The sequence below is a fragment of the Aquiflexum balticum DSM 16537 genome (assembly GCF_900176595.1).
GTDB lineage: Bacteria > Bacteroidota > Bacteroidia > Cytophagales > Cyclobacteriaceae > Aquiflexum > Aquiflexum balticum.
Window position 1 is genome coordinate 2,675,949 of sequence record NZ_LT838813.1, and the last position, 24,764, is coordinate 2,700,712.

At 38.7% G+C, this 24,764-nt stretch carries 23 protein-coding genes and 1 tRNA gene; 12 read left to right on the forward strand and 12 right to left on the reverse strand.

The genetic code is table 11. The features are described 5' to 3' along the window. The first annotated feature begins 90 nt into the window (after window positions 1-90). Entirely contained in the window at window positions 91-630 is a 540-nt protein-coding gene (locus B9A52_RS11410) for an inorganic diphosphatase (RefSeq protein ID WP_084120588.1), read from the forward strand. 11 nt (window positions 631-641) lie between these two features. After that, window positions 642-1,709 carry a porin gene (locus B9A52_RS11415; RefSeq protein WP_231955568.1) on the forward strand — a complete coding sequence of 356 codons (1,068 nt, stop codon included), beginning with the start codon at window positions 642-644 and terminating at the stop codon, window positions 1,707-1,709. Here the strand turns inward: B9A52_RS11415 and B9A52_RS11420 are convergent. Together B9A52_RS11420 and B9A52_RS11425 are read right to left on the reverse strand one after the other, a co-directional pair. Next, window positions 1,706-2,167 (reverse strand): hypothetical protein, encoded by a 462-nt coding sequence (locus B9A52_RS11420; RefSeq protein ID WP_084120589.1) that lies wholly within the window; start codon window positions 2,165-2,167, stop codon window positions 1,706-1,708. The genes B9A52_RS11415 and B9A52_RS11420 overlap by 4 nt on opposite strands. Then, window positions 2,164-2,757, reverse strand: a complete 594-nt coding sequence (locus B9A52_RS11425) for an acyl carrier protein phosphodiesterase (protein WP_084120590.1) — start codon at window positions 2,755-2,757, stop codon at window positions 2,164-2,166. Before B9A52_RS11425 ends, B9A52_RS11420 begins: the two co-directional genes overlap by 4 nt. Window positions 2,758-2,817: 60 nt before the next feature. Here B9A52_RS11425 and B9A52_RS11430 point away from each other — a divergent pair, with 60 nt between their 5' ends. After that, a complete protein-coding gene (locus B9A52_RS11430; protein WP_084120591.1) occupies window positions 2,818-4,752 on the forward strand; it encodes an AAA domain-containing protein in 1,935 nt (644 codons plus the stop codon). Here the strand turns inward: B9A52_RS11430 and B9A52_RS11435 are convergent. Further along, window positions 4,749-5,294: a DUF4924 family protein gene (locus tag B9A52_RS11435; protein WP_084120592.1), complete on the reverse strand. Its 546-nt coding sequence runs from the start codon at window positions 5,292-5,294 to the stop codon at window positions 4,749-4,751. The two genes, B9A52_RS11430 and B9A52_RS11435, sit on opposite strands and share 4 nt — an antisense overlap. A 94-nt stretch (window positions 5,295-5,388) precedes the next feature. Here B9A52_RS11435 and B9A52_RS11440 point away from each other — a divergent pair, with 94 nt between their 5' ends. The 5 genes from B9A52_RS11440 to B9A52_RS11460 all read left to right on the forward strand — a co-directional run bounded on the left by B9A52_RS11440 (window position 5,389) and on the right by B9A52_RS11460 (window position 9,176). Next, a complete protein-coding gene (locus B9A52_RS11440; RefSeq protein WP_084120593.1) occupies window positions 5,389-5,622 on the forward strand; it encodes an antitoxin in 234 nt (77 codons plus the stop codon). A gap of 2 nt (window positions 5,623-5,624) precedes the next feature. After that, window positions 5,625-6,026, forward strand: coding sequence for a type II toxin-antitoxin system tRNA(fMet)-specific endonuclease VapC (gene vapC, locus B9A52_RS11445; RefSeq protein WP_084120594.1), 402 nt, complete (start codon window positions 5,625-5,627; stop codon window positions 6,024-6,026). Window positions 6,027-6,133: 107 nt separating this feature from the next. Then, the gene (gene lepA / locus B9A52_RS11450; protein WP_084120595.1) at window positions 6,134-7,927 is read left to right on the forward strand and encodes a translation elongation factor 4; all 1,794 of its coding nucleotides are present in this window, start codon (window positions 6,134-6,136) and stop codon (window positions 7,925-7,927) included. Between the two features lie 194 nt (window positions 7,928-8,121). Further along, window positions 8,122-9,006, forward strand: coding sequence for a bifunctional 5,10-methylenetetrahydrofolate dehydrogenase/5,10-methenyltetrahydrofolate cyclohydrolase (locus tag B9A52_RS11455; protein WP_084120596.1), 885 nt, complete (start codon window positions 8,122-8,124; stop codon window positions 9,004-9,006). Window positions 9,007-9,092: 86 nt separating this feature from the next. Further along, window positions 9,093-9,176 (forward strand) — tRNA-Leu (locus B9A52_RS11460). A gap of 150 nt (window positions 9,177-9,326) precedes the next feature. Here B9A52_RS11460 and B9A52_RS11465 read toward each other — a convergent pair. Continuing rightward, window positions 9,327-11,468 (reverse strand): carbohydrate-binding protein, encoded by a 2,142-nt coding sequence (locus B9A52_RS11465; protein WP_084120597.1) that lies wholly within the window; start codon window positions 11,466-11,468, stop codon window positions 9,327-9,329. A 279-nt stretch (window positions 11,469-11,747) separates the two neighbouring features. Here B9A52_RS11465 and B9A52_RS11470 point away from each other — a divergent pair, with 279 nt between their 5' ends. Both B9A52_RS11470 and B9A52_RS11475 read left to right on the forward strand, forming a co-directional pair. Next, window positions 11,748-12,704 carry a DUF1295 domain-containing protein gene (locus tag B9A52_RS11470; RefSeq protein ID WP_157370126.1) on the forward strand — a complete coding sequence of 319 codons (957 nt, stop codon included), beginning with the start codon at window positions 11,748-11,750 and terminating at the stop codon, window positions 12,702-12,704. 168 nt (window positions 12,705-12,872) lie between these two features. Beyond that, window positions 12,873-13,418, forward strand: a complete 546-nt coding sequence (locus tag B9A52_RS11475; RefSeq protein ID WP_084120598.1) for a DsrE family protein — start codon at window positions 12,873-12,875, stop codon at window positions 13,416-13,418. Here the strand turns inward: B9A52_RS11475 and B9A52_RS11480 are convergent. The 4 genes from B9A52_RS11480 to B9A52_RS11495 all read right to left on the reverse strand — a co-directional run bounded on the left by B9A52_RS11480 (window position 13,415) and on the right by B9A52_RS11495 (window position 18,882). Then, entirely contained in the window at window positions 13,415-14,014 is a 600-nt protein-coding gene (locus B9A52_RS11480; RefSeq protein ID WP_084120599.1) for a ribonuclease HII, read from the reverse strand. The genes B9A52_RS11475 and B9A52_RS11480 overlap by 4 nt on opposite strands. Next, window positions 13,986-16,661, reverse strand: a complete 2,676-nt coding sequence (locus B9A52_RS11485) for an MGH1-like glycoside hydrolase domain-containing protein (RefSeq protein ID WP_084120600.1) — start codon at window positions 16,659-16,661, stop codon at window positions 13,986-13,988. The genes B9A52_RS11480 and B9A52_RS11485 overlap by 29 nt, the downstream gene beginning before the upstream one ends. 225 nt (window positions 16,662-16,886) lie before the next feature. Further along, window positions 16,887-18,029 (reverse strand): glycosyltransferase family protein, encoded by a 1,143-nt coding sequence (locus B9A52_RS11490; RefSeq protein WP_084120601.1) that lies wholly within the window; start codon window positions 18,027-18,029, stop codon window positions 16,887-16,889. 1 nt (window position 18,030) lies between these two features. Next, on the reverse strand, window positions 18,031-18,882 hold the full coding sequence (locus tag B9A52_RS11495; RefSeq protein WP_084120602.1) for a UDP-2,3-diacylglucosamine diphosphatase: 852 nt from the start codon (window positions 18,880-18,882) through the stop codon (window positions 18,031-18,033). A 297-nt stretch (window positions 18,883-19,179) separates the two neighbouring features. On the opposite strand from B9A52_RS11495, the gene B9A52_RS11500 reads away from it, so the two are divergent. After that, window positions 19,180-19,635, forward strand: a complete 456-nt coding sequence (locus B9A52_RS11500; RefSeq protein WP_084120603.1) for a hypothetical protein — start codon at window positions 19,180-19,182, stop codon at window positions 19,633-19,635. Window positions 19,636-19,646: 11 nt separating this feature from the next. Here the strand turns inward: B9A52_RS11500 and B9A52_RS11505 are convergent, their stop codons facing one another. After that, window positions 19,647-20,990, reverse strand: a complete 1,344-nt coding sequence (locus B9A52_RS11505) for a sensor histidine kinase (protein WP_084120604.1) — start codon at window positions 20,988-20,990, stop codon at window positions 19,647-19,649. Continuing rightward, window positions 20,980-22,362, reverse strand: coding sequence for a sigma-54-dependent transcriptional regulator (locus B9A52_RS11510; RefSeq protein WP_084123481.1), 1,383 nt, complete (start codon window positions 22,360-22,362; stop codon window positions 20,980-20,982). Before B9A52_RS11510 ends, B9A52_RS11505 begins: the two co-directional genes overlap by 11 nt. A gap of 215 nt (window positions 22,363-22,577) precedes the next feature. Here B9A52_RS11510 and B9A52_RS11515 point away from each other — a divergent pair, with 215 nt between their 5' ends. Then, window positions 22,578-23,006, forward strand: coding sequence for an FKBP-type peptidyl-prolyl cis-trans isomerase (locus tag B9A52_RS11515; RefSeq protein WP_084120605.1), 429 nt, complete (start codon window positions 22,578-22,580; stop codon window positions 23,004-23,006). Between the two features lie 169 nt (window positions 23,007-23,175). On the opposite strand, the gene B9A52_RS11520 is transcribed toward B9A52_RS11515, so the two are convergent. After that, a complete protein-coding gene (locus B9A52_RS11520; RefSeq protein WP_231955573.1) occupies window positions 23,176-23,901 on the reverse strand; it encodes a hypothetical protein in 726 nt (241 codons plus the stop codon). Between the two features lie 98 nt (window positions 23,902-23,999). Next, complete coding sequence (locus B9A52_RS11525) at window positions 24,000-24,761, reverse strand: UDP-2,3-diacylglucosamine diphosphatase (protein ID WP_084120607.1); 762 nt, start codon at window positions 24,759-24,761, stop codon at window positions 24,000-24,002. Window positions 24,762-24,764: the final 3 nt, after the last annotated feature.

Consider the following 24,764-nt stretch of genomic DNA (forward strand, 5'->3'; position numbering starts at 1 on the left):
CAACAAACAAAGCCTATTGTTTTTTTTACAGCCATTTTTGGCGTTAATTTGTTTTACATTTTAAGAATTAAATACCAAAAAGTTTTAGTTATGATTAATCCTTGGCACGATGTAAATATCGGTAAAAACGCTCCAGATTTTGTAATGGGAGTGATTGAAATTCCAAAAGGCAGTAAAGGCAAGTATGAATTGGATAAGAAGACCGGGATGTTGATTTTGGACAGGGTATTGTTTTCGGCAGTTCATTATCCAGCTAATTATGGTTTTATTCCTCAAACGTTCTGTGATGACAAAGATCCCCTCGATATTTTGATTATTTCCCAGATTGATATCCCTTCTATGACTTTGGTAAATGCAAAAGTAATCGGGGTAATGAGAATGGTTGATGGCGGTGAGGCAGATGATAAAATAATTGCCGTTGCAGCTGAAGATCAATCGGTCAATTATATCAATGATATCGATGAACTTCCCCCGCATTTGATGAAAGAAGTTCACAGGTTTTTTGAGGACTATAAAAAACTTGAAAACAAAGAAGTGAAAGTGGAGGATTTTCTTGGAAAAGAAGAAGCTTTTAAAATCATAAAGGAAAGTATAGACCTTTATGACCTTAACTTTAGAACAAAAAGATAATTATTGCCTGAATGGATTCATTCAGGCTTTTTCTTATGTATAGACTGTTGATATTGTTTCTTTTATTCTCCGCAAAAACTTTTGCTCAGGATGGTTCAAACTCAGGGATAAAGTTTTCAGGATACGTTGAAGCCTATTATAGTTATGACTTCAATCAGCCGGAAGATAACCTTAGACCTGATTTCCTCTATAATTTCAACAGACATAACGAATTCAGCGTCAATTTAGCGGTTCTAAAGGCCTCCTATGAAACTGAGAACCTTAGAGCCAATGTGGCCTTGATGGGCGGTACCTATGCCCAATATAACCTTGCGAATGAACCAACTTGGGCACAGATTTTAAATGAGGTTTCGGTAGGGTTCAAATTCCATGAAAAGCTTTGGTTTGATATTGGAATCATGCCTTCCCATATTGGATTTGAAAGCTGGTATGGCATGGATGGTTGGCACCTAAGCAGGAGTATAATGGCTGATAATTCCCCCTACTTTCTTACAGGGGCAAGAATAAGTTATGAAGTCAATGAGAAAATGGATATTCAATTTTGGTTGGCCAATGGATGGCAGAACGTTCAGAGGACAACAGGCAGCCAATCCATAGCTTTAGGTCTGGGTATTGACCATAGACCTACAGAAAATCTTCTGATTCACTACGCAAATTATTTCGGAAATGAATCCCCTCAGCCTATAAAACTCTACCGTTTTTTCAACAATTTCTATACTCAATATATCAAAAATCTTTGGGGCGTAACTTTAGGGGCAGACTTTGGAATTCAGGAGTCATATGCAGGAGATCCATTTCAATGGTATGGAGTTACTGCATCTTTAAGACGGCAGTTTGGTGAAAAAATATTTCTCGCAGGGCGGGCGGAATACTATTCTGATCCCAATGGAGTCATTTTAAATGAAGGGTTGAAAGTGTCGGGACTTTCGGCAAATCTGGATTATAATTTCGCAGACAACGCCATGTTTAGATTGGAAGCCAGACAGTTTATTAGTCCTGAAGCAGCTTTTTCATTGCCAGGTGGTAAGTTCAGTCAGGGGAACACAGCCGTGACAGGTTCTTTTGCAGTAAGGTTTTAATTTTTCTTTTGCTGCTTCACCTTTTTACTGGGTAACTTTTTCTGAAGAAATGTTGAAAACTCCCCGTAATTGATATGTTCATGGTTGCTGATGGAAAATGAGGTTTTATCATCAAATACCACCGTGAGTTGTTTGAATTCTCTTTTATTGGTCACAATAAGCTCTTCCTCCCAAACCAAAACCTGATTAAGGTTGTATTTTTTAGTTATTCTACGAAGTGGAAATCTTGTTATAATCAGACCTTTTCCAAAGGATATAAACTTGTAAGCGGCCATCATTTTGACCAAAAGCAAAAGAATTACCAAGGTCAATAATACCGCAACGAAAAGGTAGATAACAATACCTAATGTTCTTTGGGTAGCAAAATGATTGAGGGTGTAAATCAAGCCACCAATCAAAATCACCACAATCAATCCCAGTGCAAAATAGGTGCTGTTTTTTGGCTTACATTCTATCATTCGGATTGTAATTCGGCCAGGGTCTTTTTGGAGTGACTTACCAAGTCTTCAAAAAAGTCCCCAAAATGGACTTTTAGATACTCATGATGCTGATCAAGAAAAAGGTGTGCAGTTTCCATCTTGGAATTGAACGTTGTTCTTTTCGACATTCCTGTCAAGGCACGCCTGATCCCGTCCAAGTCTCCATATCCGGTCAACCAATTATAAAATTTCATATAACCGAAAGTTTTGAGAAATTTCTCCGGAAGGATTTCATGATGTTCTTCAATTACGGCATAAACATCATCGGCAAATTCTGTAATGGGTTTGGCAGAATAATTTTTCCAGTATCTTCCCAGAAAATAATCAAAGTACATATCAGTGATTACAGTGGAATACCGCCCGTATTCAGGCCTTAAAATTGATTGGGCTTCTTTTACAACAGGATGGTTGTCCGTGTACTTGTCAATTTCCCAATGGAGTTTAATTCCAACCACAATCCCTTTTTCATAGGTAGTGTCAATGTCGCCCCTTACGAAATCCCCGATAAAATTTCCAATCAAAACCTTGGGATCCCCAAAGGACAAATATGCATGTGCGAGATAATTCACTTACGAGATAGTTTTAGAGTCTGGGTAATGTATGTAATTTGCCCCCAAATTTAACAATTGATGTCAAGAATACAGGAAGAATTAAGTATTTCTCTCAAACTTTTAAAACAGGAGTGGGAAGAAGATTTAACGCAGTACAAAAAGAAGTTTTTATATACCTCAATATCAGATAAAAAGGAAGAGGGCGTTTGCTGGTATCCGGTACAACTGAAAAAAACCAAAACCGGATTTGGAGAAAGATTGATTGTCGAACTGGAAAGATTTGATTCCAAACAATCCCATGTTTTTCAATCAGGAAAATCTGTTTCCATTTTTTCCAATCACGATAAGCACCAATCTCAGGAAAACAGGATCAATGGAGTGATCAATCAGGTCAAAAAAGACATCATGATAGTCACACTTCAGGCTGAAGAGATTCCGGATTGGATGCAAGTCGGCAAGTTAGGGATTGATTTGCTTTTTGATGAGGCAAGCTATAGGGAAATGGAATCTGCATTGAAGACCGTTATCAAGTCCGAAAAGGGGCGATTGGGAGAATTGAAAAATGTTTTGTTGGGTGATAAAGAGCCTGAAACCAAACAAGCTGATAATGTTCAAAATGACCAACTGAACAGTAGCCAAAATAGGGCACTGAATCTGGTCAGGAATGCCAGGGATGTAGCGATCATCCATGGCCCCCCCGGAACAGGTAAAACGACCACTTTGGTAGCTACCATATCACAATCATTGGAGTCAGTAAAACAAGTTTTGGTCTGTGCTCCAAGTAATGCTGCAGTGGATTTATTGGTTGAAAAACTGATTGCACAAAATGTCACTACGCTGCGGATTGGTCATCCTGCAAGGGTGGAGGATCATATTTTAGCACAGACTTTGGATGCTAAAATTGCCAGCCACGATAGTTACAAAGATTTGAAGCGGCTCAAAAAATCTGCTGAGGAGTACAGAAAGATGGGACAGAAATACAAGAGAAGTTTTGGTCCTGAAGAACGAATGCAGAGAAAAAGAATTTTTGATGAAGCAAGTAGGCTGAAATCAGATGCGGAAAGCCTGCAGGATTATATTACTTATGATATTTTTCAACAGACCCAGGTATTTGCTTCTACCTTGGTAGGGGCTTCTAACTCAGCTTTGAAAGGGATGAGTTTTCCGGTGGTGTTTATTGATGAAGCTGCACAGGGGTTGGAAGCTGCCACTTGGATCCCCATACAAAAAGCCCAAAAGGTAGTGATGGCCGGAGATCATTGTCAGTTACCACCGACCATCAAATCATACGAAGCATCCAAAAACGGATTAAGCGAAACATTATTTGAAAAGGTGATCAAAAGAAAACCTGAAGCTTCGCAAATGCTGAATCTGCAATACAGAATGCCCGAGTTGATTATGGGCTTTTCAGGAAAGTATTTCTACAAGGATGGATTGATTGCGGCTGAAAATACGCTCGAACATAAACTAGCTGATGATGAGCCTGTCTTGGAGTTTATAGATACAGCAGGCAGTGGATTTGCGGAGCAACAGGAGGAGGAATCTCTGAGTACATTTAATTTGGAAGAAGCAAGGTTTGCTTTACGATACTTAGAAAACCTGATCAAGCGGATCGGTATCGGCAAGATAAAAACCAATGCATGGAACATCGGTTTGATAGCGCCATATCGCGCTCAGGTCAGGAGGTTCAATGAATTGGTTTTTGATACTTTTGAATTTCCAAATCTGCGTTCATTTTCGGATTTATTGACCATAGATTCCATAGATGGATTTCAGGGGCAGGAGCGGGATATCATTGTCATCAGTTTGGTCAGGTCCAACAGTTCAGGTGAAATTGGATTTTTGTCGGATACCAGAAGAATGAATGTGGCCCTTACCCGTGCAAAAAGAAAGCTGGCAGTCATTGGTGACAGCGCCACCCTAAGCAACCATCCATTTTACAGTACATTCTTGGATTATGTGGATCAGAATAATTGTTATAAGAGTGTTTATGAATATTGGCAAGAAGATTAATTCTCTCTCGCCTTATTCTCCAACCCCTCAAAATAAGCCCAATTAAGATAACTCAGCACATCCCCAAAAATCTCAGTAGCGTCTACCATTTCTTTAGGGATTTCCCTTCCCCGTAATTTGGCCAAAAGTAATCCGTATATTGCATTGATACAGATCTGGATTTCATTTCCCGGAGAATTTTCACCTGCTTCAAGGACCATTAGGATGATATGAGGTTTGGCTTTTTGGTAGATATTGAAATAGGTGTTATCGGTTTTTAAAAGTTGCCAATGTAATTTGGACAGAAGATCTACCATTTGTTGCACAGATTTCAAATGGCCATATTCTTTGACATTTTCCTTTGCCATGGAATTGGCCAATCCAGCAAACCAGTTAAAAGTTTCGTCCTTTTCTTCCACAGAAATCGGATAATGAGCAACAACATATTGTTTTATCTCCTGCATGTTGAACTGGTAAGCCCTTATTAAGTCCTCCATTTGGTACATGTAGATGATATATTCACCGATATTTTTTGCTTTTTTCTTTTCAGCAATGGCCTTCATTTTTCGATCTCTTTGGGATATTGCAAAGAAAATAAGAAAGGTTTGATTTTAACAATAAAAGAGAAAGTGCGTACATTTAAGAAACTTAAATTCAATGAAAATCGAAGAAGTAGAAATAGAAAACATTTCTGGAAGCCAGTTTATTAAGATTCCTGAAAATTTTAAGATAGATGATAATAGAGTTTACCTTAAGAAAATAGGGAACTCGATTTTTATTATCCCCTTTCATAATCCTTGGGAATCCTTAATTGAGGGTGTAAAACTTTTCACTGATGATTTTATGGAAGAAAGGGACCAGCCAAGCTTGGATAATAGAGAATCCTTCTAAATATGCAGTATTTACTTGATACTAATACCTGCATTTACATCATCAAAAAAATGCCCATTGAAGTTTTTGAAAAATTTTCAAAATTCAGTTTAGGTGAAATAGCAATTTCTTCAATTAGCTTGGCTGAATTAGAATATGGTGTTAGCAAAAGTCAATTTGTTGAAAAGAATAGAGTTGCACTTTTTAATTTCCTTTTACCGCTGGAAATTTTACCTTATACACAAACAGCAACTTTATATTATGGTGAATTAAGAGCGAAATTGGAAAGGGAAGGAAAAGTTATTGGTTCTATGGATATGTTAATCGCCTCACAGGCACTCTCAGAAAACCTTATTTTGGTCACTAACAATCTTAAAGAGTTTTCAAGAATATCCTCATTGAAATTGGAAAATTGGATCAAATAATTCTTGTAGTTTTTCTGTTAAATTGATTTTTTTATTAAAACAATTTAGGTCTTCCTGCTCTTCATATACTTATATAACCCACAAATTTATCTATTTTTGCGCCCAGAATGAATATGCAAAGAATTAGGAATTTCTGTATTATCGCCCATATCGATCATGGGAAAAGTACACTGGCAGACCGTCTCCTTGAATTTACCCATACGGTAAGCGGTAGAGAGATGCAAAATCAATTATTGGACAACATGGATTTGGAGCGTGAGCGTGGCATCACCATTAAGTCCCATGCAATCCAGATGAAATACATGTATAAAGGGGAGGAATATACCCTCAACTTAATTGATACCCCTGGACATGTTGATTTTTCTTATGAAGTATCCCGATCAATAGCCGCCTGTGAAGGGGCTTTGTTGATTGTGGATGCATCTCAGGGAGTAGAAGCCCAAACCATTTCCAACTTGTATCTGGCTATTGGCCATGATCTTGAAATCATACCTGTTTTAAATAAAATAGACCTTCCCGGTGCTGAACCAGAAGTAGTGGCTGATGAGGTCATTGACCTGATCGGTTGTGACAGGGAGGATATTGTCTTAGCTTCCGGCAAAGAAGGTATTGGTATTGAAGATATCCTGAATGCTGTTGTGGAACGTATTCCCGCTCCGAAAGGGGACCCCAATGAACCGCTTCAGGCCATGATTTTTGATTCAGTTTATAATCCTTTCAGAGGGGTTGAGGTTATTTTCAGGATTTTCAACGGTAGCATCAACAAGGGGGACAGAATCAAATTTGTCAATACCAATAAAGAATATTTCGCAGATGAAATCGGAATTTTGGGAATGAACCAGATTCCACAACAGACCATGTCTGCGGGAAATGTTGGATACCTCATCTCCGGGATTAAAGTGGCGAAAGAAGTTAAAGTCGGTGATACCATCACACATGTCAAAAATCCCTGCACGACCATGATCAAGGGTTTTGAAAATGTGAAGCCGATGGTCTTTGCCGGTATTTATCCGGTAGATACTACCGAATTCGAAGAATTGAGGGCATCCATGGAAAAACTCCAGCTCAATGACGCATCCTTGGTATGGGAACCTGAAACATCTGCTGCCTTGGGATTTGGATTCCGTTGTGGGTTTCTAGGCATGCTCCATATGGAAATCATTCAGGAGCGATTGGAAAGGGAGTTTGACATGACTGTCATTACTACAGTCCCTTCAGTTCAGTTCAAAGCATTAATGAACAATAATGAATACAAACTGGTCAATGCTCCCTCAGACATGCCGGAGCCTAATTTGTTCAAACATATAGAAGAACCTTTTGTAAAAGCCACGATTATTACAGCTTCTGAGTTTGTAGGTCCTGTGATTCAATTGTGTATGGAGAAGAGAGGTCAGATCAAGAATCAGGTGTACCTCACTTCAGAAAGGGTGGAGTTGTCATTTGACATGCCATTGGCTGAAATCGTCTTTGACTTTTTCGATAAATTAAAAACGATTTCCAGAGGTTATGCTTCCCTTGATTATGAGCTGATAGGATTCAAGCAATCCCATATGGTTAGACTTGACGTGATGCTCAACGGCGAGATTGTAGATGCGCTTTCAGCAATTGTGCACAGAGATAAGGCCTATGAATGGGGAAAAAGACTTTGTGAAAAGCTTAAGGAACTTGTACCAAGACAGATGTTTGAAATAGCCATTCAGGCTGCCATAGGTACCAAGATTATAGCCAGAGAAACTGTCAAAGCTTTAAGAAAAAATGTTTTGGCGAAATGTTATGGCGGTGATATTTCAAGAAAGAGAAAACTTCTGGAAAAGCAGAAAAAAGGCAAGAAGCGGATGAGGCAAGTAGGGAATGTGGAAGTGCCACAGGAGGCTTTTATGGCGGTATTGAAGTTGGATTAGTAAGAGAAGCGAGTGACGAGAACCGAGAGTCTTGGCTATAGAAACAAGAGCCAAGAGACAAGAACCAAGATTTTCTTTCACAAATTAGTAATTTCGTGACGTGTAAACCGGATGTATAATTCCATTTCCGATACTTAATTCTGAACAAACAATAATTAACTAAATAGCCAAACCCTATTTAATTCACGCTCATCATGCCAACACTAATAGACGGAAAAAAAACCTCAGAAGAAATCAAAACTGAAATTGCCCAGCGTGTGGCTGAGATTAAAGTGGAGGGTGGAAAAACTCCTCACTTGGCTGCAATCCTTGTTGGAAGTGACGGAGCAAGTCAGACTTACGTCGGGGCAAAAGTAAAATCCTGTGAGCAGGTGGGTTTTGAGTCTACCTTGGTAAGGTTGGCAGAATCAGTGACTGAAGAGGAGCTATTAAAGGTAGTGGAAGATATCAACCAAAACCCAGATATTGATGGTTTGATTGTTCAATTGCCACTTCCCAAGCATATTTCTGTTGAAAAAGTTACCAATAAAATCAAACCTGAAAAAGATGTGGACGGCTTCACCCCGGCCAATGTGGGAAGGATGACATTAGGTTGGCCGGCTTATGTTGCAGCCACTCCTTATGGTATAGTGGAGTTGTTGAAAAGATATAAGATAGAGACATCCGGTAAACATTGTGTGGTCATTGGTAGAAGCCATATTGTAGGCTCTCCTATGAGTATCTTGATGGCTCGGAATGAATATCCCGGAAACTGTACAGTAACCCTGACCCATAGCCGGACTAAGAATCTACCCGAAATTGCTAAGACAGCGGATATCCTTATTGTCGCTTTAGGTAAACCCGAGTTTGTTACCGCAGACATGGTAAAAGATGGTGCTGTGGTGATAGATGTGGGAATTCACAGAATTGAAGACAACAGCAAGAAATCCGGTTTCAGGTTGATTGGAGACGTAAAATTTGATGAGGTTTCCAAAAAGGCCTCAGCTATCACACCGGTACCGGGGGGTGTTGGGCCAATGACAATTGCATCTTTGCTTTATAATACCCTGTTGGCGGCAGAAAAGCAGGTATTTGGCTAATACTTGGATTGAATAAAATGAAGGATAAAATAAGCCTTTACTCTTGCAGGTAAATGCTTTCCTTTCTACTTTTGCAGACCCTAAAAGCGCACGTGGTGAAATTGGTAGACACGCCACTTTGAGGGGGTGGTGCCCTTACGGGTGTGGAAGTTCGAATCTTCTCGTGCGCACAACAAGCCTCGGATATCCGGGGCTTTTTTTTGGACTGTTTTGGAAACCTTTTGCGGCTCGAGCATTTTTCCCTCTTCTATAAAATAAAGAAGAAGCACATCTTTATTTGAAGTGCTTTTTCTATATGAAATATTTCAGAATGACTCAATTCATTTCACACGTAGAAGTTTCTGCTTAAATTGATTGGAACCTTCAAAAATCACTAGGTAAGTTCCAGGTGATAATCCTCGAATATTCAATTCATTAATACTTTTACTCACTTTCTGGGTCATCATTTTAACGCCATCCATTGTCATGATGTGTACGTCATATGAATTTTCATCTTTAAAATTTTCTTCAGGAATATTTAAAATAGTGCTCGCTGGATTTGGGAATATACGCAGTTCATTTTCAAGGCTAAGGTCCTGAGCGACCACCTCGGAATCTTCAAAAATAAATCTATCCACATCCAAAAGAAATCCTGAGCCTCCCTTAAAAACCAGATATAGTGTTTTATTTCCTAAATAAGAGGTCCCTTCGGCATAGCTCTTCGGGTCAATTACCTCAATATCAAATGGCTGAAAGCTTTTCCATCCACCGGTATTGGAAATTTCAGCTGTCGCAATTAGATTTCCTTGTGGACTGTCCGTCCTAAATTCTACAGTTCCCCCCTTTGTATTACTGGAGGCAATAATCTGACCTGATTTAGGACCGCGGCCAAAGGTAACGTTGCCGAATTGGATGTAATCACCATTATTTACATAACCTACCGCTGCACCAGAATTGCTAACCTGAATACCATTCTGCATAGAATAATCCTCCGCTTGCACAATACTGTAGGGATCAAAATACCTAGTTTTTTCTTTGATGGTAATAGTACAAACCGCGAATACTGAACCATTGCTAAAACTTGTCGCTGTCACTGTGATTTCGCCAGGTGCCCTTGCTATGAACTCTCCACTGAGATAATTTATGCTTGACCCATCACTTGCGGTAAATGCAATGGTCTGGTTTGCAGTATTGGAAGGAGTAATTAGAACATCGAGATCGATAGTATCACCCACTGTAAGTGGCCCTGAAGGGCAGTTTGTAAAGCTAAGGTCCTCAATGATTACATCGGAATCCTTGAATATAAATCTATCCACATCTAAAAGAAATCCTGAGCCTCCCTTAAAAACCAAAAATAGTGTCTTATTTCCTAAATAGACGGTCCCATTTGCATAGCTGTTGGGGTCAATGACCTCAATATCAAATGGATGAAATCTTGTCCATCCACCGGTATTGGGAATTTTAGCCGTCGCAATCAAGTTTCCTTGAGTACTGCCAATTCTAAATTCTACAGTTCCACCAGTAGTATTGCTGGAGGCGATAATTTGACCTGACAACGGACCGCGGCCAAAGCTCACATTGTCAAATTGGATATAATCACCATTATTCACATACCCCACCGCCGCACCGGAATTGCTAAGCTGAATGCCGCTTTGGGTAGAAAAATCCTCAGCTTGGACAATATTGTAGGGATCAAAGGAAGTATCTTTTTCCTTTATGGTGATGGTGCAGACATCGTATACTGAACCGTCACTAAAGCTGGTTGCAGAGACTGTAATTATTCCCGGGGCACTTGCTGTAAACTTCCCACTGATATAATCTACGCTGGTCCCATCGCTTGCAACAAAAGCAACAAATTGGTTTGTGGTGTTAGAAGGTGAAATAATTACATCAAGATCGATAGTATCCCCTACAGTTAAGGGTTTTGTAGGACAGTTCGTAAATCTAAGGTCCTCAATGATAACATCGGAATCCTCAAAAATAAAATTATCCACATCTAAGAGAAATCCTGAGCCTCCCTTAAAAACCAGATATAGTGTCTTATTTCCTAAATAAGTGGTCCCGTCTGCGTAGATGTTGGGGTCAATTACGGCAATATCAAATGGCAAAAATCTTGTCCATCCACCGGTATTGGGAATTTTAGCCGTGGCAATTAAGTTTCCTTGAGGACTGCCAATTCTAAATTCTACAGTTCCTCCAGCAGTATTGCTGGAGGCGGTAATCTGACCTGACAGCGGACCGCGGCCAAAGGTCACATTGTCGAATTGGATATAATCGCCATTATTTACATAACCCACCGCGCCACCGGAATTGCTAAGCTGAATGCCACTCTGCTCAGAAAAATCCTCAGCTTGCACAATACTGTAGGGATCCGTTTCTCCATTTATCAGTGAAAATGAGGTAATTGATTGGCCTTGAGCCATTTCGAAAAGTAAGGCGAATAGGATAAACAATCCGGAGAATGTTGAGTGAGACGTTTTCATTGCATGTCTTTTGATGTATAATCTAAATAAAAAAAATGGTTTGTAGTAATTTTTGCCAGAACAATAATGAATGAAAGTGCAAATGTTATTGATGCATTACAATAAAATCAAATTGAAAATCTGTGAAAATTCGGGAATAGCGGAGTTTTTGAACAAACCAACGCATCTACTCCTTTGGGGCTTTTTTTTATCTTCATCTTCCGTTCCGTTTTAATTTTGCGAGAGAACCTTGTTTTTATTTTTTGAATTTATCCCTATTTTGAAAAGAAAATCCTTTCTATGAAAATACTCCAAACAGCGATTCTTTTAATTTTCACCTTATTGGTTGTCCCGATTTTCACCTATTTGTTCGGAATACCTTTAGGAGTTCGTGAATGGGATACGCTTTCAATCTTGATGAAGATTTGTGCCGCTTCGGTTGTCTATTGTTTTTTGGTAGGGGAGCTTACCAACAACAACAGTCAGGTGGATAAATATTGGAGTATTTTGCCCATCATCTATGCGTGGGTAATGGCTTATTTTGGTGATTTTTCTCCAAGGATGGTTTTGCTAGCTGTTCTTGTCAGTGCTTGGGGGGCTAGGCTTACCTATAATTTTGCCAGAAAAGGTGCTTATCAGTGGAAATTCTGGGAAGGGGAAGAAGACTACCGTTGGGAGATTTTGCGCAAAAAGCCTGAATTCCAGCCAAAATGGAAATGGACTTTATTCAATCTCTTTTTCATTTCAGGCTATCAAAACGTATTGATTTTGTTGTTTACTCTGCCCATGCTTGTCACCATGCAGTTTGATGACGGAAGTATTGGCTTGCTGGATTATCTGGTGGCAGGTATAGTTTTGTTCTTTTTGGCTCTTGAAACTGTCGCCGATGAGCAACATTGGAAGTATCAAAAGGAAAAATGGAGACTTATAAAAGAAGGGAAGTTGTTGAGAGGTGATTTTGCAAAAGGTTTTTTGGATAAAGGGCTTTGGGCAATTTCCCGCCATCCCAATTATTTGGGCGAACAGGGATTTTGGGTTTCTTTCTATTTTTTTTCAGTGGTAGCTTCAGGTCAATGGCTTAATTGGTCCGTGGTTGGCTGCCTGTTGTTATTGATCTTATTTCAGGGGAGCTCCAATTTCAGTGAGGAAATAAGTGCTTCCAAATATGATTCCTATAAAGTCTATCAAGCCCGTGTTCCCAGGTTTTTACCAAGACCCAAAGGAAGAACTCAAGAAAGCCCCGCTCCAAATTCCTGAAAGAGGGATGGGATTTTTCAAAATGGATAAAGTTTAAGTTTTAGCCTTGGAGAGCAAATAGAATAATTGTAATGGGTATCGAAAAATCCTATGAGTTCAGTCCAAATAATAACAGTTTGAGGAGGAGTGATTTTTACGTACTTTTTCAGAATCAACCATTTCAAAATTATGTTCCGATCTGTAAAAATGTTCCTGGTCACTGTAATCCTTATAGCCTTGTCAATTTCAGCACATTGCCAAACCCCACAATTTCCGATTGTAAAAGGTTTTGGCGGAATTTATGAAATCCCCGAAGCTACAGAAAGACCCGATCCGAATGGGGAATACAAAATCATTATCGATTTGGTGTCGGCAAGCGAAAATCCTCAACAAATCAACAGAATGGTGGATAATTTAGCTAGAATGGTCAATCTGCATGGCATTGCAGGAGTGCCAAAGGAAAATATAAAGATAAAAGTCGCTGTTCATGGCGGAGCTATTTTCAGTATCCTTCAAGATGATTATTATGAGAAATTGTACGGCGTCAAAAATCCAAACTTGCCTGTTTTCGAAGCCCTCAAAAATGTGGATGTTGAGTTTTATATATGTGGACAATCTTTGATTGCCAGAAATATGAAAACAACGGATGCTTGGGAGGGTGCTGAGATTGCTTTGTCCATGCTGACTACTTTGACAACTTATGTTCCTCAAGGATATATGCTCATGCGATTTTAAAGGCCTAAATCCAGTTGAATGGGCAAGTGTCGGAAGGACTTTCGGTGCAAAGGAGTCAAACCCAGTTTGATGATCCCTTCACGATGGAGCTTGGTAGGATACCCTACATTTTTTTCCCAGCCATATCCGGGGTATTTCTTTGCAAAATCCGCCATCAAATTATCCCTGTAGACTTTTGCCAGTATTGAGGCGGCTGCAATACTTGCAAATTTTCCGTCTCCTTTTACAATACAATCAAATGGAATATTCAGGTCCGTCTTAAACCTATTACCATCTATCAGAAGATGATGCGGGATTAAGTTAAGACTTTTTACAGCCCTGTTCATTGCCAAAAATGAAGCATGCAAGATGTTGATTTGATCAATCTCTTCGACACTTGCTTCCGCAATTGACCAAGCAAGTGCCGCGTCTTTTATTTCCTCAAAAAGGTTTTCCCGATTGGATTTACTTAGTTTTTTGGAATCATTGATAAACTCATTGGCATAATCTTCCGGTAAAATCACAGCAGCTGCTACCACAGGACCGCAAAGACAACCTCTGCCCACCTCATCGCAACCTGCCTCTAATCTATAGGATTCTAAATTCGGCCTCAGCATCTTCAGCAGTTCTTCTTTCTGATTTATAATATTTATGAATCATCTCGGCCACCAATCCTGTCCATCCTGTCTGATGGGAAGCGCCAAGGCCAGTGCCATTGTCTCCATGGAAATATTCATAAAAAAGGATATGGTCTTTGAAGTGAGGATCCTCTTGCATTTTTAGGTTTTTTCCATACATGGGTCTATGACCATTTTCATCTTTGAGGAATAATTTGATACACCTCAAGGATAATTCTCTGGCAATGATGTCCATGGTAACATAATTTCCTGAACCTGTAGGGTATTCAATAGAAAACTCTCCTCCGTAATAATAATCAAATTTTCTAAGGGACTCTATAATCAAATGATTGATAGGGAACCAAATAGGGCCCCGCCAGTTGGAATTTCCACCAAACATCAAGGTGTCAGATTCACCAGGGGTATATTTCACACTCAAGACATCACCGTTGATTCGAAGGGTATAGGGTTTCTTTTCATGGTATTTGGAAAGTGACCTGATTCCATAATCACTAAGAAACTCATTTGAATCAAGCATTTTATTGAGAATGCTTTTCATCCTGTGGCCTCTCAACAAGGAAAAAAGCCTTCTCTTTTCATGTCCTGGCTGAATCCAACTTGATACCAATGCTGCAAGTTTTGGTTTTTCTTTTAAGAAAAAATCCAATCTTTCCTTGAATTCTGGAAGACTGTCAAACATATCCAACCGGATTGATTCCACCGCAAATAAAGGTATGATACCCACTATTGACTTCAGCTTCATGACTTTCGGTTCTTTTCCAGGCAAATGGAATACATCAAAAAAGAAGTTTTCTTCATCGTTCCATAGACTGATATTTTCACCTGAAATATTGCTCATAGCACCGGCGATATGCAGGAAATGCTCTAAAAATTTGGTTGCTGTAAACTGATAAGTCTTATTGAACTCACAAAGGTCAAGAGAAATTCTCATCATATTCAGAGAGAACATAGCCATCCAGGAAGTGGCGTCAGCCTGTTCCAGTTTCCCCTTATACCTATGTGCATGTGACCTGTCAATAACCGAAATATTATCAAGCCCCAGAAAGCCACCTTCAAAAATATTTTTTCCTTCACTGTCTTTTTGATTGACCCACCAGGTAAAATTGATCATAAGCTTATGGAAGGCTCTTTCCAAAAATTCCTGATCCCCTTTGCCATCATTCATTTTTTTGTCAATCTGATAGACTCTTTGAACAGCATAGGCATGAACAGGTGGATTGACATCGCTGAAATTCCATTCATAAGCTGGGATTTGCCCATTTGGATGCATATATGATTCATTGAGGAATAGCAGTAGTTGTCCTTTTGCAAAATCAGGATCAATCCTTGAAATCGGCACGCAGTGAAAAGCAGAGTCCCAAACCGCATACCAAGGATATTCCCACTTGTCAGGCATGGAAATGATATCCTGATTATAAAGGTGTCTCCAATCACTGTTTCGTCCTTTTTTTCGTTCCTTTGGGGGTGAATATCTGCCGGGATCACCATCCAACCACCTATCAATATTGTAATAGTAAAATTGCTTTCCCCACATCATGCCGGCGTATGCCTGCCTTTGGATATTTTTCATATCCTCACTCTTCACTCTTTCCTGTAATTCGTTATAGAATTCATCCGCATCATTGATTCTTTCCTGTAGAATTTGATCGCAGCTTGCGACGGCTTCTGAAGTTTTTTGATGAGTCATACGGAATTTCACCCTCTGAGATCCACCTGCAGGTATTTTCAATTTATATATGGCAGCTGCTTTGGTTCCATAATTATTTGGATTCAGGTGCCTTGAAAACCTGTGAACAACATAATCATTGATAGCATCTTTGAGATACATTTTCTCATTGGGAATATTATAGAGTTTTTCACGGTTGGTTTCATTGTCACAGAATTTGAATTCCGGGTCTCCATCAAAATTAAAAAAGTAATTTCCCCTGTTTGGTGAAAAAGCTTTGATTTGCTTCTCTCCACTTAAAGATAATTTAGGAATAAATGGTTCATGACCTGTATGCCAGGTCTTTCTGAACCAAATGGTTGGAATTACCCAAATTTCCGCATCTTCAGGACCTCTGTTATGTATTGTTGCAAAGGCAGCGATATCTTCAAAGTCATTTTTGGCATATTCCAGGTATATATCAAAATACTCATCTTTATCAAAAATCCCGGTATCAATAATTTCAAATTCAGGATCTGTTTTGGTTCTCCGCCTGTTTTCTTCCAATAATGTTTGATAAGGGAATTCGGACTGAGGATACTTATATAGCATCTTCATATAACTGTGCGTAGGAGTAGAATCCAAATAATAGTAGAGTTCCTTTACATCCTCTCCGTGGTTTCCCTGATGACCGGTTAGTCCAAAAAACCTTTCTTTCAACATTGGATCTTTACCATTCCAAAAAGCCCATGCAAAACATAAATTCTGCTTAAAATCAGAAATTCCTCCGATTCCTTCCTCACCCCACCGATAAGCTTTGCTTTTGGCTTCATCATGGGTTACATTGTCCCAGGCAGCACCATTTGGGCTATAGTCCTCCCTTACTGTTCCCCATTGTCTTTCGGTAAGGTAGGGTCCCCATTTCTTCCAGTGTTTCTTCCTTTCCCGGTCTTCCTGAAGCCTTAATTTCTCTACATTCATTAAATTTTGATCCAAATAACCAAACCGAATTTACTATTTTTTATAATACTTCGATTCTTCTGATAAAGGCTTAACAAAAAGAAACGTCCCGATTTTTTTCCGCAATCGATTTAAACGTCTTATTTTATCGTTTTGGGATAATTTTTTTTCGAGAAAAAAATACAATTTCTTTCTGTTGCTGATTAAACAAATGGAAAACAGGAAAGTTTGGAGGACATTAAGTAATCAGGAAGTGAGAAGACCTTCCTTTATACTTTTGTAGGAGCTAATTTTTCTTTCTGTGACAGGAAATGAATTTTCCAGAATCCTTATAAAACCATCTTCAAAACTATCCATCCATTTTTTTGGATCTGTGGGCTGATATTTATGGGCGTTCAGGAAAGATTCCATTTTCAAAAAGTCATATTTATCTGATGAGATACCTGCTTGGGAATACACGGCATCCAATGCATTGCAATGCTGTTCATATTGACCTTTGACCGGAATCATCATTACAGGTTTACCTAAATACATGGCTTCGCAGACTGATTCAAATCCCGCTGTGCAGATCAAGGCCCTACAGGCAGCCATTTTTTCTAAAAACAAGACATCATTTACTTGGTAAAACAGCACATTCTCCATGGGTTTCATTAAGTCCGGTGCTCCTTTCTTATCCCAAAAGGCTACAATATTGATGTGAGGATTGGCTTTGGCAAAAAGCAGAATTTCTTCTCCATATCCAGGATTGACCATGTAGGTCAGATAAAAATCACCTTTTGAAGGAACTAATTTCCTTAATTCCTTTCTCAAAAGCGGTGGTAAGACATGTGTATTTTGCACTTGGGAAGGGGCTAATGGCCGGAATGATAGTGCAAGTTGTTTTTGGGATCCCAATGAAGTGATTTTTGTGTTCAGCTGAAAGAGGAGTTTTTCAAGTTGGCGTCCTTTTGGATAGGCAAAATCCGGATGATTGATCAGGTATTGGTGCCCTATGGTCCAATATTGACATTGAGGCTTGTATATAAAATTGTAAATCCCCCCTAAAATGTCATAAAAATTGAGGATAATATCCGGTTGAGTTTCGGAAACTACCTGGTGTATCTGTTTTAAACTTTTTCTGAATGTATTGTATTTCATCAGATTATGAAAAACAGTCTTTCCTAATTTGATTCCTTTGTTTTGTTTGTCTGTTACAAAGTTTGGACTTTCAAAAAGGATAATCGGGGCATTTATTTTCTGCCTGAAAAAATCCGGGATTGCTCTTCTATTGCTTTTTCCGACACAAACACCGCAAAGTTCAAAACCTCTGTTTTCCAGAATTTGGGCAAGAGCAATAGCCTGGGTCATATGCCCCCTTCCTTCACCCTGGACTACAAACAAAAATTTCATTTTATGGAAGAAGATTAGGAGAATTCAGAAAATCAGGAATTTTATTGAATGCGACAGTTTTGAGCTCCTGAGAATACACTATTTCAGTTTTCTCCTTTTCAACTGACTTCTTGAAATTTATCTCATTGTAATATATCAATTGCCAAGAACCATCATGGTCTTCGGCCAAGGCACTCATTGTTTCTACCCAATCTCCCGAATTGAGGTATTTGACTCCGTTGATCATTCTATTTTCTGCCTTATGAATATGACCACAGATAATACCATCACAACCTTTTGCTTTGGCCATTTTGGCCAACTCTTCTTCATATTGATCTATATAGGAAACTGCCGTTTTTACTTTTCCTTTGATATATTGACTTAGGGAAAAGTAAGGCAAGCCTCTTTTTCTTCTATGGAAATTAACCAATCTGTTCAGCCACAATAAAAAGGTATAGCCTACATCACCCAGATAGGCAATCCACCGAAGATTGGAGGTGATGCTGTCAAAAATATCTCCGTGAGTGATAAAGAATTTTTTTCCGTTGCTTTCATATATCATATCGGTCTGAATAGAAACATTACCGATCTGAAGAGGAAGAATCTGGTCCAGAAAGTCATCATGATTGCCTCTAAGATAGAAAACTTTGGTATTGTCCCTCTCGATCATTTTCAGCATCCTATTAAAAAACCGGGTATGCTTCCTTTTCCAAGAACCCGATCTACGAAGTTGCCATCCATCTATGATGTCTCCGTTTAGTATCAGGTTTTCACAGGTATATTGCTTGAGAAAATGGGCAACTTCTTTTGCTTTGGCTCCCTTAGTACCGAGATGTACATCAGAGATAACGATAGTTTTGAAATGGGTTTTCAAGTCTGTCAGTTTTATTTGCAATATATAGGCGACGATTGACCTGGTGATTAAACGGATATTATGAAATAAATAATTTTTTCAGAATTTAGTTTGGTATTGTGAAGCTATAGTTAACTGACTGTTAAATACCCTGTTTAAGCTACAAATCAGGCGATAGAATGATGATATTCCTAAAATTTTGGTTATAGAAAAAAATCAAAAGCTTGTTGTTTTAACTCATTTTCTTTGAGTTCAGACCGAATTTCACCAACTTAGAAATCAATTAATCGTATTGTTTGATTATAAGAATCTATTGAAATGAAAAAACTTTTAGTTCCTGTTCTTTTTTTGTTGCTGATGTTTTCCTGTAATCAGGTGGATAAAAATCCTGAATTTAATATACTAGGTTACTGGAATCTTGCTGAACTTACCAATTCATGGACCAATGAAACGGTCATAGGAGAGGAACTGGATTTTACTGAACGTTATATCTTCAATGGTGACGGGACATTTATAAAAACTTCCACAATAGCCAAAGGACAGGGTGAGACAGCAGCTATACCCGATCAAGCATTGGGGCTTTTTGAATTAATACCATCAGACGATTCCGGATACATTTTTAAAGTTATTCTCACTTATGACACCAATGTGCATATGGCAGCCAATTGCAGTGAGGGCAATCAGGAGTTTATGTTTATCACCGGTGATAAAAAACTGACAAATATGACTTCTGCAGCATGTGATGGTCCTGTTTTTGTTTACACGAAAAAATAAACATTATATTTTTAAGCGTTGAATATCAGTTTGAAGGTAGTTCCCTCACCGAGTTTTGACCTAACCTGAATATTCCCTTTATGTCGCCTCATAATCTGCTTAGATAAACTTAATCCTATACCCGAGCCTTTCTTTTTTGTGGTGAAGAATGGTATAAAGATTTTTGACATAGCCTCTTCCTCAATTCCCCGGCCACTGTCAGCAACTTCAATGATGATTTTTCCGGCCTCATCAATAAACGCTTCCAATGAAATGATTCTTGAAACAGTATCCTCAACAGCCTGAATGGCATTTTGAATCAGGTTGATCAAAACCTGTTCAATCAAGCTCTGATCACCAAATAGAATTAAGTCCTTCGGTTCGATATGTTTTTTGAATTGAATTTGGTTAGCGTCGAACTGGTGCTGCATCAAGGTTTCCAATTGGTCAAAAAGTCCCTTGAGCCTTATAGTTTGGAATCTTGGGGCGGGAATATGCGCCAGACTTCTAAAATCACTGACAAAATTGATCATCCCCTGACTTCTTTTTTCTATCGTACTGATGGCCATCAGATAATCTTCCAGGTCATTTGGGTTGATGGTTTCATTGATATCTATTTTGGATTCAATATCCCCCTTTACAGTCGCTGCTAGAGATGAGATAGGAGCAATACTGTTCATGATTTCGTGGGTAAGTACCCTGACGAGGTTTTGCCAGGCCTCCATTTCTTTTTCTTCGAGTTCACTTTGGATATTTTGAAGAGATACCAATTTGAATTTTGTATCCCTCAAAACCAATTCAATCACATAAACGGACAATTGCATGATCCCATCAGGGTGTGCAATTTTGATCAGTTCACTTCCCCCTGTCCGAAGAGAATGGATAGCATGGTGAAGTTCTTTATTTATTTTTTCTACTTCACCTATCTGGGTCAATTGCAGGATATTCAACATCCTTTTGGCAGCAGTATTGACAATCTGAACTTTTCCTTCCTCATCAAAAGTGATCAGACCTATACTTAGGTGCTGGAATACCGATCTGAAATATTGGTAATTAGCTTCTTTCTCAGCTTGGTCTTCCTGAAGTTTGGCCAAGATGGCATTAAATTCAATATGGAGGTCATCGGTTTCGGTCCCGTCAAATTTAACAGGGTAGACATTGGTATAATTATCCTGTTTGATATTGTTCAAAAATTGTCGGACCTTTTTGAAAGAGCTCTCTGCATAGCTTAGCAAAAATACAATTTGGGCCAATATCAATATGATGAACAGGGAAATCACAAATACGCCAGCCCCATTCAGAATAAAGTAAGCCAGTAAAAACAGAGATACTGCCAAGAGGACAATTCTCCCAAGTAAGCCTACCTTATAATCCATATTTTTCTAATCTTCTATAAAGGGAAGCTCTGGTCAGACCCAATTCTTTTGCTGCTTTGGAGATATTTCCTCCGTTTTTATCGATGGCTTTTTGGATATAGTTTTTCTCGACTTCATCCAAGTTAAAGGTGTTGGGTATTGAGGCTTTTTCATTGGAAGGTTTTGCTGATAAGAAGAAGAAATCCCTGCTGTCAAGACTATCACATTCTGCCATGATAATTGCTCTTTCGATGGCATGTTGCAGTTCCCTGATGTTTCCCGGCCAATTATATTTTTGGAGCAATTGAAGGGCATTTGAGGTAAAACCTTTAAAATCTTTTCTGTACTTGTGGGAATATGATTTTAGAAAGTGATTGGCCAACAATGGAATATCATCCTGTCTTTCTCTCAATGGGGGGAGAAATATTTCGACTGTATTGATTCTATACAACAAATCCTGCCTAAAAGTATTATCCATCACCATTTCATGAATGTGCATATTGGTCGCACATATCAATCTGATGTCTACAGGGATGGGTTTGTTGGTACCGATTCTGGTAACTTCCCTTTTCTGCAGCACAGTCAATAATTTTGATTGGAGCGGCATACTGAGATTACCGATTTCATCTAAAAACAGCGTGCCTTTATCTGCTATTTCAAACCTTCCTGCACGATCTTCTTTGGCATCGGTAAAAGAGCCTCTTTTATGTCCAAAAAGCTCACTTTCAAAAAGTGATTCTGTAATAGCCCCCATATCAACACCCACAAAAATTTCATCTTTGCGGTGGGATCTGTCGTGGATTGCCCGCGCAATCAATTCCTTTCCCGTTCCATTTTCTCCCAAAATCAAAATATTGGCATCAGTTTGAGCCACTTTGTCGATAATGGAAAAAATGTTTTTCATGGAAGAGCTTTGTCCGATAATATCCGCATAGGGTTTTTTAAGATCGGACTGTAGCTGTTTCTGTTTGGTAGAAAGCTTTTCTACCTGATTATAGCTTTCCTTCAACCTGGATGCAGATGTCAATGTCGCAAGCAGCTTTTCGTTTTGCCAGGGTTTGAGAATAAAATCAGTCGCACCTTCTTTCAAGGCCTGAACTGCCATTTCCACATCTCCGAAAGCAGTGATTAGAATTACCACAGCCTTTGGATCAATTTCCTTAATTTGTTTAAGCCAATGAAAACCTTCTTTACCGGATGTAGTGTCATCTGTAAAGTTCATATCCAAAAGTATCACATCATAACTGTTGTTATTGATCAAAAATGGGATTCGCCGTGGATCCTTTTCTATGGTAACTTCTTTTGCATGCTTTTTCAGCAACATTTTGGCTGCGAAAAGCAAATCTTCATTGTCATCTATGATCAGTATTTTTCCTAGTTGTTGGTTTTCCATTGTATTTGGATTTATTCCTTCCATTTCTAATGACAAAATGGTGCCATTCTTGAAATAGAGCCACTTCAATAATTTAAGCTATAAATCTAATTAAAATATGTTCAAAAATGAACATAATCATTCTAAAATCGGACAGTTCCTGACTCATTTACGGACAGGTTTTCAATCCAATTTGGAATTTGTTAACTTTATGACTTTAACAAAAAAAAATCAATATGTCAGTAGCAAGTAAAGGAAACAGCGTTAAGGTACATTATACCGGAAGGCTAACAGACGGAACAGTATTTGATTCATCGGCTAACAGGGACCCTCTTGGATTTACATTGGGAGATGGGAATATGATCAAGGGATTTGATGCAGCAGTTTATGGTATGGAAATCGGTCAGGAAAAAAGCATCACCATTCCCTGTTTGGAAGCATATGGAGAAAAAAGAGAAGATATGATGTTGGAAATTCCTAAAGAACAGGTTCCTCCTCATATCAATCCTGAAATAGGTATGGAACTTTCCCTTCAAAATCAGGCAGGTCAGCCTGTACCGGTAAAAGTCGCACATATAGATGATGAAAAAATCATACTTGACGCCAATCACCCATTGGCAGGTCAGGATTTGATCTTTGATATTACTTTAGTAGAAATTGGCTGATTTTCGATTCCACTTCTTCTTGAAGAAATGACCTTTGGGGTATAAGCCTCAAAGGTTTTTTTTGTGGTAAACTTCCAGTGAAAAGACTATAAAATACCTTGATTTGTTTTGGAAAATTAAACAGGAATACCTTAAAAAATCCAACAGAAATGATTTGGAAAATAAATTTTTAAAATTTGTCCAAAGGTGTTTCTGATTTATTGTAGATCCAAACCTGATTGCTGTCAAAAAACAACACATTATTTCGGTTTATCCTAACTGCTTTTGGTTCAATGCCAATGGGCACTTCTATTTCTTCAGTTTCATCAGATTGAAAATTTACCAAATTGATTTTCTTATCCTTGAGATACACCACATTACTTTTCCAGAAGCCAATTTTTTGATCAGATTCTACCTTTATTCTTTTGATGAAGTTCCCTTGGTTATCCAGAACAAAGACACCTTCATCTCTGATATTCAAAAACAATAAATTCTGGTATTCTTTTATATCTGTAATCTCCAAAGAAGATCGATCCAGAATCAGATTCAGGGGCTGATTTTGGATAATTCTTCCTCTGATATAATCAAATTGCTTCAAAGACAAGTCAGTTTCATCGTAGACCCAAATGACATTGTTGTTGCCAAGGGTGGCCATTTTGGCCAATCCGACCAAATCCATCGGGAATCGGTTTTCTGCAATTGGGATGATAAATCTGTTAAGAATACGATATTCTTGAAGATCAGTGGAAAATGTGAAAATATTGACTGTCCAAAAGGCCTCTAATTGGCTGAGACTTCCTTGACGGGCCGGTGAAAAATTATTGATGAATTTCCCATTTCGGTCATATTGATAAATATTTCCTTCCAGATCAGCCAAGAAAATGAAACCCTGATTATCCAGTGAGAGTTGATCCAACTTTGGAAAATCAATTTTTATAAAATCTCCCCAGGATTCATTTTGACAGAATGATTGAAGGGAAATGCAGGAAAGTAACAATATGAGGACCCGAAACTTCAATTTGTGAATTTTTTGATTTTAAATTCTTTTCCATCAAACTCCCCAAACGTACACTGACTTACCCATTCACCAAGATTAAAGTATCTTGCAGAATCTCCAACGGGGAGATCTAAAGGCAGGTGTCTATGTCCAAAGACATAAAAATCAAAGTGTCTGTTTTTTTCTATTTGCTTGCAATAGCTCCAAATCCATTCATCTTCACCTTTGAATTCATTTTCTTTGCTTTCAAGGTTGGTGATTCGGCTGTTGTTAGACCATGATTGGGCTAGCCTGATACCCAAATCAGGATGGAACCATTTGAAAAGCCATTGGCAAACCGGATTGGTAAAAACCTTTTTGAGGATTTTATATTGCGTATCTCCGGGACCAAGTCCATCTCCGTGACCTATCAGGAACTTTTTGCCTTCGATGGTGATTTCAATCGGATGATCATATACAGGGATCCCAAGCTCTTTAGTGAAGTAGTCGTCCATCCAAAGGTCATGGTTGCCTGTGAAAAAATATATCGGAATGTTTTTCCCTCGTAATTCGGCTATTTTCCCCAAAAACCTGATAAAGCCTTTAGGAATAACTTTGTCGTATTCAAACCAAAAATCAAAGATATCACCAACCAGGAAAATTGCTGCGGCTTCCTCTTCTATGCTGTTCAGCCATTGGATAATATTTGTTTCCCGGGTTCTGCTGCTTTTTTCATCGGGTGCGCCTAAGTGAAAATCTGATGCAAAAAAAATTTTCTTTTGATGAAGTTTGATGTTCATAGA

Coding starts and splice junctions, on each gene's coding strand:
- B9A52_RS11410 (WP_084120588.1), top strand. CDS start 91: ATGATTAATCCTTGGCACGATGTAAATATCGGTAAAAACGCTCCAGAT.
- B9A52_RS11415 (WP_231955568.1), top strand. CDS start 642: ATGGATTCATTCAGGCTTTTTCTTATGTATAGACTGTTGATATTGTTT.
- B9A52_RS11420 (WP_084120589.1), bottom strand. CDS start 2,167: ATGATAGAATGTAAGCCAAAAAACAGCACCTATTTTGCACTGGGATTG.
- B9A52_RS11430 (WP_084120591.1), top strand. CDS start 2,818: ATGTCAAGAATACAGGAAGAATTAAGTATTTCTCTCAAACTTTTAAAA.
- B9A52_RS11435 (WP_084120592.1), bottom strand. CDS start 5,294: ATGAAGGCCATTGCTGAAAAGAAAAAAGCAAAAAATATCGGTGAATAT.
- B9A52_RS11440 (WP_084120593.1), top strand. CDS start 5,389: ATGAAAATCGAAGAAGTAGAAATAGAAAACATTTCTGGAAGCCAGTTT.
- vapC (WP_084120594.1), top strand. CDS start 5,625: ATGCAGTATTTACTTGATACTAATACCTGCATTTACATCATCAAAAAA.
- lepA (WP_084120595.1), top strand. CDS start 6,134: ATGAATATGCAAAGAATTAGGAATTTCTGTATTATCGCCCATATCGAT.
- B9A52_RS11455 (WP_084120596.1), top strand. CDS start 8,122: ATGCCAACACTAATAGACGGAAAAAAAACCTCAGAAGAAATCAAAACT.
- B9A52_RS11465 (WP_084120597.1), bottom strand. CDS start 11,468: ATGAAAACGTCTCACTCAACATTCTCCGGATTGTTTATCCTATTCGCC.
- B9A52_RS11470 (WP_157370126.1), top strand. CDS start 11,748: ATGAAAATACTCCAAACAGCGATTCTTTTAATTTTCACCTTATTGGTT.
- B9A52_RS11475 (WP_084120598.1), top strand. CDS start 12,873: ATGTTCCGATCTGTAAAAATGTTCCTGGTCACTGTAATCCTTATAGCC.
- B9A52_RS11480 (WP_084120599.1), bottom strand. CDS start 14,014: ATGCTGAGGCCGAATTTAGAATCCTATAGATTAGAGGCAGGTTGCGAT.
- B9A52_RS11485 (WP_084120600.1), bottom strand. CDS start 16,661: ATGAATGTAGAGAAATTAAGGCTTCAGGAAGACCGGGAAAGGAAGAAA.
- B9A52_RS11490 (WP_084120601.1), bottom strand. CDS start 18,029: ATGAAATTTTTGTTTGTAGTCCAGGGTGAAGGAAGGGGGCATATGACC.
- B9A52_RS11500 (WP_084120603.1), top strand. CDS start 19,180: ATGAAAAAACTTTTAGTTCCTGTTCTTTTTTTGTTGCTGATGTTTTCC.
- B9A52_RS11505 (WP_084120604.1), bottom strand. CDS start 20,990: ATGGATTATAAGGTAGGCTTACTTGGGAGAATTGTCCTCTTGGCAGTA.
- B9A52_RS11510 (WP_084123481.1), bottom strand. CDS start 22,362: ATGGAAAACCAACAACTAGGAAAAATACTGATCATAGATGACAATGAA.
- B9A52_RS11515 (WP_084120605.1), top strand. CDS start 22,578: ATGTCAGTAGCAAGTAAAGGAAACAGCGTTAAGGTACATTATACCGGA.
- B9A52_RS11525 (WP_084120607.1), bottom strand. CDS start 24,761: ATGAACATCAAACTTCATCAAAAGAAAATTTTTTTTGCATCAGATTTT.